This is a genomic window from Janthinobacterium breve, assembly GCF_051380895.1.
Lineage (GTDB): Bacteria > Pseudomonadota > Gammaproteobacteria > Burkholderiales > Burkholderiaceae_D > Janthinobacterium.
In genome coordinates this window covers 21,519-38,644 of the sequence record NZ_JBNYXY010000019.1, presented here as the reverse complement: position 1 = coordinate 38,644, position 17,126 = coordinate 21,519, and the positions used below count along the sequence as shown (strand labels likewise).

9 protein-coding genes are annotated in these 17,126 nt (G+C 66.2%); 1 reads left to right on the top strand and 8 read right to left on the bottom strand.

Annotated elements, in window-relative coordinates:
• The 5 genes from recD to ACQ4W0_RS28815 all read right to left on the bottom strand — a co-directional run bounded on the left by recD (position 1) and on the right by ACQ4W0_RS28815 (position 13,199).
• Positions 1-1,974 (bottom strand): exodeoxyribonuclease V subunit alpha, encoded by a 1,974-nt coding sequence (gene recD, locus ACQ4W0_RS28835; protein ID WP_436579847.1) that lies wholly within the window; start codon positions 1,972-1,974, stop codon positions 1-3.
• Positions 1,964-5,623, bottom strand: a complete 3,660-nt coding sequence (gene recB / locus ACQ4W0_RS28830) for an exodeoxyribonuclease V subunit beta (protein WP_436579846.1) — start codon at positions 5,621-5,623, stop codon at positions 1,964-1,966. Before recB ends, recD begins: the two co-directional genes overlap by 11 nt.
• Positions 5,620-9,054, bottom strand: a complete 3,435-nt coding sequence (gene recC / locus ACQ4W0_RS28825; protein ID WP_436579845.1) for an exodeoxyribonuclease V subunit gamma — start codon at positions 9,052-9,054, stop codon at positions 5,620-5,622. Before recC ends, recB begins: the two co-directional genes overlap by 4 nt.
• Positions 9,055-9,129: 75 nt before the next feature.
• On the bottom strand, positions 9,130-12,168 hold the full coding sequence (locus ACQ4W0_RS28820; RefSeq protein ID WP_436579844.1) for a CHASE domain-containing protein: 3,039 nt from the start codon (positions 12,166-12,168) through the stop codon (positions 9,130-9,132).
• Between the two features lie 140 nt (positions 12,169-12,308).
• Positions 12,309-13,199, bottom strand: coding sequence for a LysR family transcriptional regulator (locus ACQ4W0_RS28815; RefSeq protein WP_436579858.1), 891 nt, complete (start codon positions 13,197-13,199; stop codon positions 12,309-12,311).
• Positions 13,200-13,307: 108 nt separating this feature from the next.
• On the opposite strand from ACQ4W0_RS28815, the gene ACQ4W0_RS28810 reads away from it, so the two are divergent.
• Positions 13,308-14,309, top strand: a complete 1,002-nt coding sequence (locus tag ACQ4W0_RS28810; RefSeq protein ID WP_436579843.1) for a cyclase family protein — start codon at positions 13,308-13,310, stop codon at positions 14,307-14,309.
• Here the strand turns inward: ACQ4W0_RS28810 and cobA are convergent.
• From cobA to ACQ4W0_RS28795, 3 genes are all read right to left on the bottom strand, one after another.
• Entirely contained in the window at positions 14,306-15,082 is a 777-nt protein-coding gene (gene cobA / locus ACQ4W0_RS28805; RefSeq protein ID WP_436579842.1) for a uroporphyrinogen-III C-methyltransferase, read from the bottom strand. The two genes, ACQ4W0_RS28810 and cobA, sit on opposite strands and share 4 nt — an antisense overlap.
• Positions 15,083-15,108: 26 nt before the next feature.
• Entirely contained in the window at positions 15,109-16,299 is a 1,191-nt protein-coding gene (locus ACQ4W0_RS28800; protein WP_436579841.1) for a CmpA/NrtA family ABC transporter substrate-binding protein, read from the bottom strand.
• 157 nt (positions 16,300-16,456) lie between these two features.
• A complete protein-coding gene (locus ACQ4W0_RS28795) occupies positions 16,457-17,095 on the bottom strand; it encodes an ANTAR domain-containing response regulator (RefSeq protein ID WP_426072990.1) in 639 nt (212 codons plus the stop codon).
• Between the last annotated feature and the right edge of the window lie 31 nt (positions 17,096-17,126).

Genomic DNA, 17,126 nt, shown 5'->3' with positions numbered 1-17,126 from the left:
TCAGCCGATCAAGCCACGCAGCCCGCTGGCGCGCTGCGTGCGACGCAAGATCGCGTCGAACAGCACGGCTTGCGTGGGCGAGACGAGGGTAAAAAAGTCGCGCGCGCGCGTGATGCCCGTGTAGACCAGTTCGCGCGCCAGCATGGCGCCGCCTTCCTGCGGCAGCACCAGCACCGTGTGGCGAAATTCCGAACCTTGCGACTTGTGCACCGTCATGGCGAACGCCGTTTCCACGTGACGCAGGCGCGTGGCCAGCACGCTGCGCACGTTCTCGCCCTCCAAAAAATACACGCGCAGGGAACCTGGCCGCGCCGGGTCGCGCAGGGTCAATCCGATGTCGCCATTGAACACGCCCGTGCCATAGTCGTTGCGCGTGACCATCACGGGACGGCCCACATACCACTCGCTGCGGCGTATCAGCCCTTCCTTTTCCAGCCGCAGCTCGATGGCCGTGTTCAGGCCCGCCACGCCCCACTCGCCTTCGCGCACGGCGCACAGGATGCGGAACGCTTCAAAAGCGTGCAGCACGGCGCGCACCCAGTCGTCATGCCGCGCATACGCTGCTTCACCGGCATTCACCAGTTCCAGATAGGGCTGATAACCGCCCGGTGCATCCATACGCCCGCGCAAGGCCAGGCGGAGCACGTCTTCCTGCTGCGCCGGCACGCTCCACGCCAGTTGGCCGCCGCTATCGCTGGCGAAACATGCTTTGGCCAGATCGGGCCTGCCGCCATTCACGGCCAGCGCCAGCTCGCCAATCGGGCCGCTGAAACGGTGGCTGTGGCGCAGCATCACCGTCTGCTGCGCCAGCGCGCCAGCCGAACCTGCGAAGGCGGCTGGAATGGCCACACCGCTGGCCGTCTGCGCATACGCGATCGTGGCCGGCGTGTAGCCGCCCGCCTGCGCGTCGTGGCACAAGTCGCCCAGCACGGCGCCCGCTTCCACCGACGCCAGTTGGTCCTTGTCGCCCAGCAGGATCAGGATGGCCGTCGGCGGCAAGGCGTCGAGCACCGAGGCCATCATCTCCAGGTGCACCATCGACGCTTCATCGACGATCAGCACATCGACGTCGAGCGGATTGCCCCCGTGGTGGGCAAAGGCGCGCGTATCGGGTCGCGCTCCCAGCAAACTATGCAGGGTGCGCGCGGCGCCCATGCGCCGCGCCAGTTCCAGCAAGGGCAAGGCATCGCCCGCCTTCGCCGCCAGCCCTTCGAGCGCCTTGTCGATCGACTGTTTCAGGCGCGCGGCCGCCTTGCCCGTGGGCGCGGCCAGCGCGATGCGCAGCTGCTCCGGCTGCGGCGAGACGGCAAAAAGCAAGGTCAACAGACTCGCCACCGTGTAGGTTTTTCCTGTCCCCGGGCCGCCCGTGATGATGGCCACCTTGCCGCGCAGGGCGATGGCGCACGCCACCTTTTGCCAGTCTGGCCCACCGTCCTGCGTGGGCTGGTCGAACAGGATATCCAGCCATTGTCGCACCTGCGCCAGCGGCGGATTGCTCAGACTCTGTGCGCGGACGGCGATTTTCTCGCCCACCAGGGTCTCGTCGCGCCAGTAGCGGCGCAAATACAGACGCTCGCCATCGAGCACCAGCGGCTGGCGCACATCGGGCGCACCCACCTGCCACACCTGCGGCGCGCCGGCCAGCAGCGTGCACCAGCCATCGACGCTGTCGGGCAGCGGGCCGGAAACGTCCAGCACGGCATGCCACAGCTCCTCGCTCCAGCCCAGCAGTTGCGACGGTTCGCTGCCCAGATCAAACAGCATCAAACAGCTGTGCCCCCGCCCTTCCAGCTCGGACAGCACCACGCAGGCCACGGCCACGGCGGGCGAATTCGGCGCCGCCTCGTCCAGGCTGGCGATGAAGCGGGCAAAGACGGCGCTCAGGCGGCGCAGATGGCCCGATTCGGCCACGCCGTCAAAGTGAGTCAACAAGGCATCCATCTGCAAGGCATCCATCTGCTCATTATGCTGCATGGTGTTCCGTTTCTTCTAACAGTTGATCGAGGCCATCCAGCAGTTCCAGCTGCGGCGCCAGCCAGTAGCAGCCATGCGTGTCCACATTCGCGATACCGCGCAGGAACAGGAAGATGGCGCCGCCCAGGTGCTCGGCCGGATCATACGCATCACCGAGCCGGCTTTTCAGCAACCGGTGCAGGGCCAGCATGTAGATGGCGCCCTGGATATCGTAGCGGTGCTGCGCCATGCCGGCCGCCAGCGCTTGCGTGTGGTAGGCGGCGTCGTTGGCGCCCAGCGCATTCGACTTGTAGTCGAGCACCCAGTAGCGGCCATCCTGTTCGATGACCAGGTCGGCAAAACCTTTCAGCATGCCGTGCAACTGGCGTCGCGGCAGCACGGGGCGCGGCGCGCCATCGAGCAGCAAGCGCGTGCACAGCTGGTCGAGCGCGCCCGTGGATAAATGCTCGCTGGGGAACCAGAACTCCATCTCGGACAGGGTGCTGTCCAACTGCGACAGCGAGGCATCGATCAGCGGCAGCGGCGTGATGGCGATTTCCCGGAGCCAGGCGATGGCATCTTCCTGGCGGTGCCCCCAACCCGCCCGTTCGCAGCGCGCGGCCAGGCGCGTGTTGAAATTGTCGTCATTGACGCAGTCAAAACCTTCGCTGCCCATCCACTCCAGCTGCTCGTGCAGGAAATTGCCGGGCACGGAACCGCGCGGGAAGCGGTGCCATGGCGCGTCGCCCATTTGCATCGGCGAGGCCACGGCTACAGCCGTGCCATCTTCCAGCAGGGTTTCTTCCAGCGCCCGCTGCGGCACGTGCGCGGCAGCCACGGCGCCGATCTGGCGCGTGAGCGAAGTAAAGCTGCCTACCGACCAGTCGCGCTCGAATTCGCCCGTGAACACGGGGGCGGGACGCAAGGCGGGGCGGCGCTCGATGCGGTCCAGCACCGTGCAGGCACCGGGCTGCGCCAGCGCGCTCACATAGATGGCATCGCAACTGCCCGCCACCTGCTGCCAGCGCAGCAGCAATTGCTCCGACGGCAGCTTGTCGCCGCCCGTCAGCAGGTAACCGAGCGCCGATTCGTGCAGGGTATTCTCGCCCGCCTTGCGCGCCGCCTGGGCGGCCACGCCCAGCCACAGGAAGTGGCGCGCGCGCGTCAGGGCCACGTACAGCAGGCGCAAGTCTTCCTCGATGCGCGCCTCTTCGACCGCCGCCATGGCCTCGTCGGACAGCGACAGGTCGAGGCGGCGTTCGCCATCCTCGCCCGCATACTCGAAGAAGCTGCGGTTGCGTTTATCCACCTTGCGCGCCGTGACGGCAAACGGCAGATACACGAGCGGGTATTCGAGGCCCTTGGATTTGTGCACGGTGATGACCTTGACCAGTTCCGCATCGCTTTCCAGGCGCAGCACGCGCTCGTCGCCGCCCTCGCCTTCACCGGCGATCTGCTCGGCCAGCCAGCGTATCAGCGCCTGCTCGCCATCGAGCTGGCGGCTGGCCGATTGCAGCAGTTCGGCCAGGTGCAGCAGATTCGTCAGCCGCCGCTCGCCGCCCGTCTGCTGCAACAGCATGGCCGGTAGCTGCAGTTCGTGGATGAAGCGGCGCAGCATGGCCAGCACGCCCTGGCGCTGCCAGATCAGGTGCAGGGCCTTCAGTTGCTCGACCCGGCGCTCCCATTCCAGTTCATCGCTCGACAGGCGCGCCAGCTCGCCCAGCGACAGGCCGATGGTGCGCGTGGCAAACGCGGCGCGCGCCAGCCCCCCGTCAAGCGGATTGGCCAGCGCCGCCAGCCAGCGCAGCACGTCTTGCGCTTCCTCGCTGTCGACGACGGAATCCTTGTCGGACAGGTAGACGCTGGCGACCCGGCGGCGCGCCAGCGCGCGGCGGATGGCTGCCGCTTCCTTGCGGTCGCGCACGAGGATGGCGATATCGGCCGGCTGCAGCCGCACGTAGCCGTCGGGGCCAGCGAAACCGGCTTGCGCATCGCCCAGCATGGCGACGATGTGCTCGGCGCAATGCTGCGCGAAATACTCACGGTAGCTGTCGCCGCGCAGTCCTTCATCGCTGGCGCAGGCGGCCAGCAGCGCCGGCAGCGGGCCGCTGGCGTTCACCAGGTGCTCATCGCGGCCCTTGGCGTCGACAGCCTCGAACGGCAGAGGATTGTCGCCGTTTTTCCGGTAGCGGAAGGCACCGGCAGGCACCTCGGCGCGCTCGGCGTGCAGGAACAGCTGATTGACGGCCGCCACCAGGGGCGCCGTCGAGCGGTAGTTGGTGCCCAGCTGGTAGTGGCGGCCGTTTGTCGCACGCCGCGCCGCCAGGTAGCTCTGGATGTCAGCGCCGCGAAAGCCGTAGATCGACTGTTTCGGGTCGCCGATCAGGAACAGTCCCAGCGCCGGCTCGTTGTCGGCAATGCGGTACAACAGGTTGAAAATCTGGTACTGGGCTGGCGCCGTATCCTGGAATTCATCAACCATCGCCAGCGGGTATTGATCGATGATGCGCTGGCGCAGGGCCGCGCCATTCTCGCCGGCCAGCGCATCGTGCAGGCGTTGCAGCATGTCGGCAAAGCCGAACTGGCGCGACTGGCGCTTCAATTGATCCATGCGCCGCGCGATGGCCGCCGCCGCATGCAGGTGCAGCTTGTGCGCCAGCGGCGTGAGGGCCGCCAGGGCACTCCCCAGCGCCTCGGTATGCTCGAAGCACTCGGGTACCTGGGCCGTGAAACTCTTGGCAAATGCATCCTCGATGCCGAACGGCGTCAAACGCTCCCACGCCTTGGCCGTGATGGCCGGCTGTAGCAAGAGCGGGTCTAGCGCCCACTTGCGCAAGCCGTCGAACCACTTCGCCAGGTTGTCCGGCTTCATCTTGACGCCGTTAAAACACTTGGGATTGATGGCGCGCTGGTCGTTGATCCAGGCGGCCATCCGGTCGGCGCGCTCGACCCAGCCCGCTTTCAGGGTGGCCAGCTGCGCGGCCAGCGCCCGCTGTTCGCGCGCGATCAGCATGGACAACGGTTCCTCGTCCGCCATGCCCATGATGTCCGCGCGGCGCGCCAGCTCGCGCGCGCCTTTTTTCAAGGCGCCCACGTCGGGCCAGCAGGCCAGCAGCACGTCGAGCGCCTGCGGCGGCAAGGGATACACTTGCTGGCGCCAGTAATCATGGGCCGCATCCTCAAACAGAGCTTGCTCGTCGCTGAGCAGTTCTTCATCGAACAGGCTGCCGCTGTCGAACGCGTGCTCGCGCAGCATGCGCTGGCACCAGGCGTCGATGGTGAAGATGGCCGCTTCATCCATGGTCTCGGCGGCCAGCATCAGCCGGTGCGCGGCCTTTTGCCGCTCGCTCTCGTCAGGATAGGACTCCAGCAAGGCGTCGAGAAACGGGTCGCTGCCGCCGGATTCATGGCGAAAATAAGCGGCCGCCTCGATCAGGCGTTCGCGCACACGGTTCGACAGTTCGCGCGTGGCAGCGCGAGTAAACGTCATCACCAGGATATCGGCCGGCAGCAGCGGACGCGCGAAACGGCTGTCGTCGTCACCATGGCCCAGCACGAGCCGCAGGTACAGCGCGGCGATGGTCCAGGTCTTGCCGGTGCCGGCCGAGGCTTCGATCAGGCGCGAGCCGTGCAGGGGGAATGCCAGGGGGTTGAGCAGATGGCTCGTCATTGTTCTTCTCCCGCGCCATCATCGGGCGCGCTGATCGGGTCGATCGTGATGTGTTGTTGCAGCCAGTCGGCCAGCGGGCCGTACAGCTCGCGCGTGCAGTCTTCCCATGCCTCTTCGGCGGCCAGCGCGGAAAACTCGGGCCACAGGCGCGCCAGGCACAGTTCTTCGCGCTCGCCAGAGATTTCAAAGCCGCCGTCATACACGGCGCGCGGGTCGCCCTGCTGCACCAGCGCCAGTCCTGTCTTGCACGCCGTGGGCAGCGGATGGTTCATGCCTTCGCGCCACAGCGCCAGCAAGGTGGCCAGCGCTGCGCGCGACGTGGCCGGGTCGAGCGGCGCCATGCTGACGATGGCGTCGCGCGCCACCAGGTAGCCGGTGACGGGAAAGCCCAGGGCGGCGGCGGCCAGCTGGCGCAGCCACATCAGCATCAGCTTGTCGCCGCGCGCCAGGCCGCCCTTGTCCGTGACTTTCGAGGAAATCTGCATCAGCCAGGCCGTCTCCTGCCCGTTGCTGCACAATTTATCGAGCCAGTCGTCGATCTGCAGCTCGCCGAAGGGCAAATTGATGGCGCGCTTATCGGCGGCCAGCGGGAACGAAGCGCGCAGCGACAGCCACGCGCTGCGCACGGGCACCAGCGCCTCGACCAGCTGCGCCTGCACCTGCTGGCCGATCAAGCCGATGGGCAGCACGCCTACACGCGCCAGCTTCTCTGCGCGCGCTTCCAGGCTGGCGCGCACGTCACCCGCCGCTTCCACGGCGCCGCCATCGTCCAGCATGGTGTCTTCCAGCAGATAGCGCTCGAGCGCATTCAGGCCAAACGGTTCTTCATCCTCGCCCAGCATGGCAGCATCGGCAAAATACACGCTCAAGCGGCGGCGAAAAAAATACTTGACGGGCTGGCGCAGGAAGCTGGCCAGCTCACCCAGTTTCAAGCGCGTGCCGGGATCGAGCTCGTAAGGGCCCAGCGGCAGCACGGCGGCCTGCGCCTCCGCATCGGCCGCATCGGCATCGGTATGGACCACGCGCCATTCGCGCGCATACGTGAGCAAGCCATCGGCCTCGAAATAGCGGCGGCTGAACGGCTGCAGCGCATGCTCGGTGGTGAGCGACACCAGGTGCCGGTCCAGCGACCAGCCGGCGGCCAGGTAATCGCGCAGCTGCGACACCAGCACGGACGGCGGCTGCTCGGAATTGTCACGCACATTGCGCCCCACCCAGCTCACGTACAGTTTGTCGCGCGCAGCAAGCAAGGCTTCCAGCATCAGGTAGCGGTCATCGTCGCGGCGCGAGCGGTCGCCCGGGCGCGCCATGCCGGGCAGCGCCAGCAAGTCGAAATCGGCCTTCTGGGCGCGGCGCGGGAAGTCGCCATCGTTCATGCCCAGCAGGCACACGACGCGGAACGGCACGGCGCGCATCGGCATCAGCGTACAGAAAGTCACGCCGCCGGAAACAAACTGGTGGTTCAGGGTCGGCTCGTCCAGCGCGCCCAGCCACGCCACGCGCAGCACGGACAGCGGCACCTGCTCGACAAAGCCCGCATGCTCGCAGGTTTCCAGCCAGCCCTGCAAGGCGCCTTCCAGCTGCGCCAGGGTCAAACGGTCGCCCTCGTCGTCGGCATCGAAAAAAGCCGCCAGCAGCGCGCGCGCCTGCACGCCCCATTCGGCTGGCGTGCGCGCGCCGGCCAGCACGGTGCGCCAGTGCAGCAACGCCTCGACCAGCTGCGCCAGCGAGCCCGCCAGCGCCGCATCGAGGCCGCCCACTTCCGCGTACGGCTCGATGCCGCCAAAGCTGGCGCCACTGCCGCTGGCATAGCCGAGCAGCATCCGCCGCACGCCGAAAATCCACGCATTCTGCTCGCCCGCCGCGCCCAGCCCCAGGCCGGCGCGGTGCGCCTGGTCCAGGCCCCAGCGCACGCCCGCCCCTTCGATCCAGGTACCCAGAGTGGCCAGGTCGTCCGCCTGCAAGCCGAAGCGGGCCGCCAGCGCGGGCACGTCGAGCAGGTCGCGCACCTCGCTCTGGCGGCAGCGCTGCTGCGGCAGTTGCAGCAGCCACTCGAGCGCGACGAGCAGCGGGTTGACGCTGCGGTCCTTCACGTCGCCGATCTCGAACGGGATGAAACGCTCGTCATTGCGCCGGTATTGGCCGAAGACGGCGTGGATGGCGGCCGTGAAGGTATCGATGTCGGGCACCATCACCACCACGTCGCGCGGACGCAAGCCCGTCACGGCGCTGTGCGCAAACATGGCCAGCAGCTGGTCGTGCAGCACTTCCACTTCGCGCTGCACGCTGTGCGCCACATGAAATTCGATCGAGCGGTCGCCGGCGTCAGGCGGCGTTTGCGCGTGCTCGGCCAGCGGACGCAGTTCGCGGATGGCCACCTGCACCTGCTGCAGCAGGGTCTCGCCCGTTTCCTCGCCAAACAAGTCGATGCGCAGGCTGTCGTCGCGTCCTTCGGCTTGCGCGTGTTCGTCGAATTCGTCGAGCATGCGGATGAAATCGCGCCCTTGCCTGCCCCAGCTGGCCAGCAGCGGATGGCTGTGCGCATGCAGCGCTTCGAGCGGAATCTGCGCCAGGTCGTGGCCATTGCGCTGCCGCTGGCGTTTGTTTTCCGCGCGCAGCAAGTCGCGCCCGTCGATGATGTCGCCCCAGTAAAACTGGCACGGGTTGGGCACGGCCAGCACCACCTGCGTGTGGCGCGCCAGCGCGGCCAGCGCCTGCAAGGTCTGATACGGCAGGGCCGATACGCCAAACAGCACCACGCGGCGCGGCAGCTTGCCGGCAGGCGCATCGCCGGCGGCGATCGCCGCCAGGAAGGCGTCGTGGATGTCGGCGCGTCCCGTGGCGCGCTCGAAGGCGTCGACGTCCAGGCCCACGGCACGCCACAACTGCGCCTGCCAGCGCTGATCTTCCTTTAATGCGACGGATACACCACGCGCCGTGCGCAACTGGTCGCGCCCCGCGGCCCAGTCGGCCAGCCAATCGGCGCGGTAGACCTGGTACTGGTCGAACAAATCGGCCAGGCGCTCGGCCAGCTGCAGCCGGCGTTCACTATCGCCATCGGCAAGGAAGTAGCGCAGCGGCGCGAATACCTGGTCGGCCAGCAAAGAGGGTAAAAGACGCATCAGGCGCCAGGTCAGCGGGGATTTATCGAACGGCGACACGCGCGGCACGCGCTCGCGCCCCAGCATGCCCCGGTAGCTTTCCCACAGCAGGCGCGCCGGCAAGGCGATGCGCGTGGCGGCACAGACGCCCATCTCCTCGGCCAGGGCGATCTTCAGCCATTCGGCCACGCCGTTCGACTGCACCAGGAAGATATCCGTTTCCAGGGGCGCCAGCGGATGCTGGCGCAACCACTGGAAGACGGCGGCGCGCAGCTGTTCCAGCTGGTTGCCATGCAGGATGAGGAGGCCGGGCGTGACGGGAGTATGCATGCTGATCCGATGGGTTGCCGCGCCTCCGGCCGGGTGGCCAGAGACGTCAAAGGCATATTATCGCCGCTGCCTGCATCAGGGGGCGTCGCTGGCGACAAATTCCAGTGAAATTTGTTCTGCCACCTGCGCCAGCGCCGGCTCCAGCGCCGCCAGCAAGGCGCGCGCCTGCTGCAGGTCGCCGCCCAGGCGCAAGCGTTCGATCGACGTGCACAGGCTGGCGAAAGCATGGGCGCCCACGGCCAGCGCCGACGATTTGCTGCGGTGTCCCAGGTCTGCCAGGCGCCCCAGGTCTTCCAGCGCCATGGCCTGCTCCATTTCAGCGATGCCGTCGCGCGCCGTATCGAGAAACAGCTGGGTATATTTGCGCATCTTCACGGCGTCATTGCCGAACGTAAGCGCCAGGGTGGCCAGGTCGAGGATGGCCGTGTCGCGCAATTCCAGCGCGGCAGCCGATGGCGGCGCTTTCGGCACTGCCGCCAGCCTGTCGCCCGCATGCGCACGACCGATGCTGCCGATGCCGCCGCGCAGGCGGAACCATTTCGCCAGCAGGTGAAACAGCAGATTCGGGGCGATCGGCTTGGTCACGAATTCATCCATGCCCGCCGCCAGGCAGCGGGCGCGGTCTTCGCTGCCAGCATTGGCCGTCATGGCGATCACCAGCAGGCCGCTGAGCTTCGGGTCGGCGCGGATGCGACGCGTCGCCTCGAAGCCATCCATCTCCGGCATCTGCACGTCCATCAGCACGCAGTCGTAGCGCTGGTGGGCCAGCAATTCCAGCGCTTCGCGGCCATTGCAGGCAACGCAGACGGTGGCGCCGGCGTCTTCCAGCAATTCGCAGCCCACCTGCTGGCTGAAGACGTTATCTTCCACCAGCAGGATGGATGCGCCGCGGATCACCCCCAATACTTCGGGCTCCACCTCGGCGATGCGCTCGTCGCCCGCTTGCGCGCTTTTCTCCAGGCGCGCCGTGAACCAGAAGGTGCTGCCCTGGCCCGGCTGGCTGTACACGCCCACCTTGCCGTCCATGAGTTCAACCAGCTGCTTGCTGATCACCAGCCCCAGGCCGCTGCCGCCATACTTGCGCGTGGTCGAGGGGTCGGCCTGGTGAAAGGAGCGGAACAGTTGCGCCACCTCTTCCTGCTTCATGCCGATGCCCCGGTCCTGCACCTCGAAGCGCAGCATGGCGTTGCTGGCGCGCTCCTCGGACTGGCGCACGCGCACGAAGATGCTGCCATTGTCGGAAAACTTGATGGCGTTGCTGGTCAGGTTCAGCAAGACCTGCTCCAGGCGCAGCGGATCGCCGCGCCATCGCTGCGGCAGCTCGGCCGCGATATCGAACTGCAGCGCCAGGCCCTTGACGGCAGCCGCATCACCGAGCTGGCTGGCGATATTCGCCAGCAGGGTGTCGAGACGGAAGTCCAGCACTTCCAGTTCCAGCTTGCCCGCCTCGATCTTGGAAAAATCGAGAATGTCGTTGATCAGGCCCAGCAAATGCTGGCCCGAATGGAAGATTTTTTGCAGATAATCGCGCTGGCGCGCATCGGCCACCGATTTCAGCGCCAGGTGTGCCATGCCGATGATGCTGTTCATCGGCGTGCGGATTTCATGGCTCATGTTCGACAGGAAGTCACTCTTGGCCTGACTGGCCGCGTCGGCCTGCTCCTTCAGGCGATGCAGTTCCGTCACGTCGGTGGACAGGCCGATCAGGCCCGTGACGGGACCAGGCAAGCCCAGCGGCACCTTCACGCTCCACAGGTGATGCACCTGGCCCTGCGCATCGACGAAGCGCTCTTCGCCGACGAACTTGGCGCCGCTGTCGAAGACCTGGCGTTCGGTCAGCTGCGCGGCAGCAGCCGCATCGCCGAGCATCAACTCGCCATCCTGGCGGCCAATCAACTGCTCCACCGGGCGGCCCAGTATCTTCGCCGTGCGCGCATTCACGTAGCGGTAGCGCAGGTCGGCATCCTTCATGTAGACGTAGGCATCGACGCTGTCGAGCACCGTATCGAGCAGCGTGCGCTGCGCCACCGCGTTGCGGCGCGAACGGTACAGGGTAAAGATATAGCCATAAATGAGCAGGGTGCCGGCCACGCCCACGGCCAGCGCCAGCCACGGGAAATAGCGGTCGAAGCCGCTGTACAGCTCCGCCTTGCGCACGCGGAAATGGGCTTTCCACAGGCCGCCCTGGTAAGCCACAGGCAGCACCTGGTCGAAATAGGCGGCGTCGCTGCCCGGTTGTGGCGGCGGTGTCGCCAGGTCGCCGTCATCGTTGAACAGCAGGCGGTCCTGCGGCGTGATGACCAGAACCCCGTCGGCCGGCAAAGGGTCGGCCGCGCTGTACAGGGTCAGGTGCAGCGGTTCCAGGGCGCTGCGTTCGAGCGCGCTGTGCACCAGTTGCGCCACGCCAAAGCCGATGCCCACTGACCCCTGGTAGGCGGCGCGGCGCTCGGCCACGCTGCCTTGCGGCGTGCCATTGCGGTACACGGGCAAGCGCATGCCCAGGCCCACATGCGCGGGCGGTCCCTTGATCATGATCACCTGGCCCGACGCGCTCACTTCGCCGCTGTCGCGCGCCTGCGCCAGGGCCTGCGCCACCAGCGGGTTGGCGCCGATATCGACGCCCATGCGCTCGGCCAGCAGGGAATCGGGCTCCAGGTAAGTGAGCACGGTGTATTCCGCCCGCTCGCCGGGCGGGCGGATGGTGAATGCGGGATAGCCGCGCGACGCCAGGCTGGAATCACTGCGTACATCAGCGACATAGGCCGCGCGCTGCGCCTGCGTCAGCGCCACCGCATAATTGACCGATTCGATGGCGGGGAACTGGCGGGCTATATCGAGACCGGCCACGTAATCGTGGAACTGACGGCGCGTCAGCTGCTCACTGGTGCGAAACAGCGCTTCGAGGCCACGCAGCAAGTCGGAATAGCTTTTCACGCGCGTGGCCAGGCTATGCTGGGCGCCGTGCGTGAGATTGTCGAAACGCTGTTCGGCGTCGTCATTGACCGTGCGCGCCGCGCCCGCATACAGGGCGCCGCCCACCGCCAATGCCAGCAGCAGGCCACCCGCCCAGATCCTGATACCCGCTACCGTCCCGCCCTTGCTCAAAGTGTGCATTGTCAATCGCTTATTCGGGTTGCTCGAATGTGCGGCACAGGCCACCCAACAGGTACGAGGATACTATCAAAGCCTCTGCGCGACGCATCTGACCACGAAAAAAAGCGCGCACTGCAGTTACACTGGAAAACACCCAACGCCTAGGCCGCCTGCAGCGCCCCGGCCAGGAAGTCGCAAAAGGCGCGCACCTTTTCCTGCACGTGGCGTCCATCGGGCATCAACGCATACACGCCGCGCCTGGCCATGCCATGCAAGGGCAGCACGCGCACCAGGGCGCCGCTGGCCAGCAGGGGCCTGGCGACGAAGGACGGCAGCGCGCCCACGCCGATGCCCGCCACCAGCATATCGGCCAGCAGCAAGCTGCTATCGGCGGAAAAACGCACGGGCAGGACGATGCTGCTCGCACCTTCAGGGCCGGCCAGTTGCCAGATGCCGGGACTGTCGGCCAGACGGTAGGCCAGGCAATCGTGGCCGTGCAAGTCCTGCGCCTGCCGGGGCGTGCCGCGCCGCGCCAGGTAGGCGGGCGATGCGCAAATCATCTGTTCGACATCGCCCAGGCGGCGCGCCACCAGGGTCGAATCGGCCAGCGCGGCGCGGATGCGCAGCGACACGTCATAGCCCTCGCCCACCACGTCGCGCAGGCGGTCGTCCAGGGTCATCTCGATGCTGACTTCCGGATAGCGGGCCATGAAGACCGGCAGCAGCGGCGACAGCACTTTCAAGCCAAACGACAGCGGCGCATTCACGCGCAGCCGCCCCGCCACCTTGCCGGCACAGCCGCGCGTGGCCAGTTCCAGGGCGTCGATTTCATCGATCAGGCGGCAGCATTCAACATAGTAGGCGCGCCCGCCGTCCGACAGACTCATGCGCCGCGTGGTGCGCACCAGCAGTACGGTGCCCAGGCGCGCCTCCAGCTGGCGCACCTGCTTGCTGATGGCCGCCGCCGACTGGTTCAGGTCCAGCGCCGCCTTGCTGAAGCTGTCGCGCTCGACCACCTTGCGAAACACGCGCATGTGCGCCAGGACATCCATCATTCTTTCCTTACAGTTGAATATCTTATTATTTTATCGCTGATTATCATTGAAATGGAAAATAATATGATGATGGCTTCTTCATTCATGTCACGCAAGGAGTACCTCATGTTTACCTTCCCTTCCCCGTTGAGCACCCTGCCGCTGCTGCTGGCCCTGCTGGCTGGCACAGTGCAGGCGGCCCCTGCCACCGCCGCCCTGCCTGAAGTGGGCATCAGCCCCTGGGGGCCGAAAGACGAAATCGGCCGCCTGAACCTCATGACGCAGGCCTCGCGCGCGGCCATCCTGGCGCGCATCGACGGCGGCAAGAGCTATGACCTGGCCGTCGATTTCCATATCGGCATGCCCAGCTGGCAGGCGGCCGGCGATCCGCCCTACCAGATGTGGATGACACATACGCCGAAGGGCAACGTCGTGGCCGACTCCATGAACGTGGGCGAACAGATGAACCGCCACGTCAGTTACACGGGTTCGGCCGTATCCATGTATGCGCACATGGGCACGCATATCGACGCGCTCAACCACTTTGGCTTGAACGGCAAGATCTGGAATGGTTTTACAGAGGAACAGTATCTGGGCGACCGGGGCTGGACCGTGACAGGCGCGGAAAAACTGCCGCCCATCGTCGCCCGCGGCGTACTGATCGACGTGGCTGTGGCCAAGGGACTGTCGCAGCTGCCCGACAATTACCGGGTCACGCGGCAAGACTTGCGCGCCGCGCTGGCCCACCAGAAAATCACGCTGGAAAAGGGCGACGTGGTGCTGATACGCACGGGCCGCATGCAGCACTATGAGCAGGCGCAAGCCTATATGGCCAATCCCCCCGGCCTGTCGCTCGATGCGGCAAAATTCCTCGTGGAAGATGGCGGCGCCATGGTGGTGGGCGCGGACAACCTCAGTTTCGAGGCGTTTCCGTCCGAAGTGGCCGGCAACTACCTGCCCGTGCACACCTATCTGCTGGCGCAGCAGGGCACGCCCATCCTGGAACTGGTCGACCTGGAAGCCTTGTCGCGCGACAAGGTCTACCAGTTTGCCTTCATCGGCGCCTCGTTGAAATTCCGTGGCGGCGACGCGGCGCCCATCCGTCCCGTGGCGCTGCCGATACGCTAGCGTCCGACGGCAGCGGCCAGCAAGGTGCCGGCGCCATGGTCATCCCAGGCATCGGCACAGCGCACCACCTCACCCACGACGATGATGCTGGGACTGCCCAGGCCACTGGTCAGCAAGTCGTGCGGCAAGGCCTGCAAAGTACTCAGCAATTGGCGCTGCGCCGGCAAGCTGGCCGATTGCACCACGGCCACTGGCATGCCGGGCACCATGCCGCCGGCCAGCAAGCCCGCCTGGATGGCCGCCACCCGGGCCACGCCCATGTAGATGACCAGGGTCAGGCCGCTTTGCGCCAATGCCGCCCAGTTCGGCTCCGACGCGCTATCCTTGCCATGGCCCGTGACGAAGATCGCGCCCTGGCTCCAGCTGCGGTGCGTCAGCGGCACGCCAATGGACGATGGTGCGGCCAGGCCGCTGCTGATGCCGGGGATCACCTCGACGGCCACGCCGTGGCTGCGCAGGTAGGCGCGCTCTTCGCCGCCGCGTCCGAACAGGCAGGGGTCGCCCCCTTTCAGACGCACCACATGCAGGCCGGCGCGCGCTTCGGCCAGCATCAGGCGCTCGATGAAGGCTTGCGGCGTGGAAGCGCAGCCGCCCCGTTTACCCACCTCGACCACGCGCACGCCAGGCGCCGCATGCGCGAGGATGGCTGGGTTGACGAGGTCATCGATCAGCACCACGTCGGCCCGCGCGATGGCTTTTGCTGCCTTGATGGTCAGCAAGTCCGGATCGCCGGGACCGGCGCCGACCAAGGTCACGCTTCCAAGTTGCGCCATGATGCAGTCTCCAGTCAGAAATTCAGTCAAAAACAATGGCCGATGGCAAACGACGCCGCATACGCTTCCGGCGCGCTGCCGTCCCATACCACGCCGTCGCACAGGGTAGCACTGCGCATGGGGGATGGCGGTACGGGGGTAGCCGTCATCTCCGCCGCCTGGCGGTACAGCTCGATGCAGTTGACTTGCCTTGCCACTGCCAGGTAATCGGGTTCATCGCGCAGCAAGCCCCAGCGCCGGTGCTGGGTCATGAACCACATGCCGTCGGACAGGAAGGGGAAATTCACGGCGCCCTCGGCGTAGAACTTCAAACCGTGCGCCTCGTCCCAGGTCTTGCCCAGGCCATCCTGGTAGTGACCGAGGATGCGCGGCGTCAGCATTTCCTGCGGCGTATTCAGATAAGCGGGCTCGGCCAGGGTAGCCGCCATGGCCCGCCGGTTGGCGTCGCTGGCGTCGATCCAGCGCCCCGCCTCAAGCACGGCGGCGATGAGGGCGCGGCAGGTATTCGGATGCTGGCGCGCAAACGCGGCGCTGGTGCCCAGCACCTTGCCCGGATGGTCGGGCCAGATGGCGCCACTGGTGGTGGCCGTCACGCCCACGCCATCGACGATGGCCTTGTAACCCCACGGTTCGCCCGCGCAAAAGCCATCCATCTGGCCTGCGCGCAAGGCCGCCACCATCTGCGACGGCGGCACCGTCATCACGCGCGCGTCGCGCAGCGGATCGATGCCATGCGCGGCCAGCCAGTATTGCAGCAGCATCGCGTGGTTGCCGGTCGGGAAAGTATGCGCAAACGCAAACGGCCGCGCCGCGCCGCGCATGTGCCGCGCCAGTGTGGGGCCATCGTGGGCGCCCTCGCGTGCCAGCGCCGCCGACAGGGTGACGGCCTGGCCGCTGTGATTGAGGTTCATCAATACGGCCAAGTCGTGCTGTTGCCCGCCGATGCCCATCTGCACGCCATACACGAGACCGTACAACACGTGGGCAGCGTCGAGTTCGCCATTGTTCAATTTGTCGCGCACGCCGGCCCACGACATCTCCCGGCTCAGTTCGATCTTGATGCCGTATTTTTCATCCAGGCCCAGCTTGGAGGCCATCACCAGCGAGGCGCAATCGGTCAGCGGCAAGTAACCAATGCGTATCGTTGTTTTTTCCGGATGCAGGGACCGCATCACCTGGGCGCTATGCCCTGCCTCTTTGCCCACTTGCTCTGTCATACCATTCCTTGCTGATAAGTACTGTTTTTCCGCGCCACCATGGGCAAGGCTCTCCCCGTCCAGCAGCAAGGACCGTGCCCGTGCACATCCTGCTCAAGGCGCCAGAAAGTGCACCGGAATGGTGCGCTGCACCAGCATGTATCAGGAAATGGACGCTTCATCCCAGCAAGTCCTCCACGTCAAGGATGCGCTGGGCAATTTCCGCCAGTTTCAGCTTTTTATTCATCGCCATGCTGCGCAGCCGCTGGTAAGCCTGCTCTTCCGTCAAGCCCTGATGCGTCATCAACAAGCCCTTGGCCCGCTCGATCACCTTGCGTTCGAGCAGCTTGTGTCGCGTGTCGAGCAATTCGGCGCGCAATTTTTCTTCCTGGCGGAAGCGCGCCAGCGCCACGTTCAGCACAGGCAAGATACGCTCGGCCTGCAAACCGGCGACGATATAGGCGGACACGCCGGCCGCCATGGCCGCGTCGATGCTGGCCGTGGCGCCGTCTTCGGTAAACAAGACGATGGGACGGCGCTCGTCGCGCGTGGCGATGACGATGTGCTCAAGCACATCGCGCGCATCCGATTCGGCATCGATGATGATGAGGTCGGGCTGCAGTTGCGCAATGCGCTCGGGAAGGTAGAGGTCGGCTGGCAGCGAGGCGACGATGTCAAAGCCCGATTCCAGCAAGCCGATGCGCAAGGCATTGCCGCGCAGCACTTGGGCAGCCAATGCCGCATTCTCGTGCACACCGTGCTCGACAATGGTGTTGACGACAACGATGCGCAAAGGCTGGGTACGGCTGGACGTCATGGGAGCAATCTGCAATGGCTAAACAATTAAC

Coding starts and splice junctions, on each gene's coding strand:
- recD (WP_436579847.1), bottom strand. CDS start 1,974: ATGCAGCATAATGAGCAGATGGATGCCTTGCAGATGGATGCCTTGTTG.
- recB (WP_436579846.1), bottom strand. CDS start 5,623: ATGACGAGCCATCTGCTCAACCCCCTGGCATTCCCCCTGCACGGCTCG.
- recC (WP_436579845.1), bottom strand. CDS start 9,054: ATGCATACTCCCGTCACGCCCGGCCTCCTCATCCTGCATGGCAACCAG.
- ACQ4W0_RS28820 (WP_436579844.1), bottom strand. CDS start 12,168: ATGCACACTTTGAGCAAGGGCGGGACGGTAGCGGGTATCAGGATCTGG.
- ACQ4W0_RS28815 (WP_436579858.1), bottom strand. CDS start 13,199: ATGGATGTCCTGGCGCACATGCGCGTGTTTCGCAAGGTGGTCGAGCGC.
- ACQ4W0_RS28810 (WP_436579843.1), top strand. CDS start 13,308: ATGTTTACCTTCCCTTCCCCGTTGAGCACCCTGCCGCTGCTGCTGGCC.
- cobA (WP_436579842.1), bottom strand. CDS start 15,082: ATGGCGCAACTTGGAAGCGTGACCTTGGTCGGCGCCGGTCCCGGCGAT.
- ACQ4W0_RS28800 (WP_436579841.1), bottom strand. CDS start 16,299: ATGACAGAGCAAGTGGGCAAAGAGGCAGGGCATAGCGCCCAGGTGATG.
- ACQ4W0_RS28795 (WP_426072990.1), bottom strand. CDS start 17,095: ATGACGTCCAGCCGTACCCAGCCTTTGCGCATCGTTGTCGTCAACACC.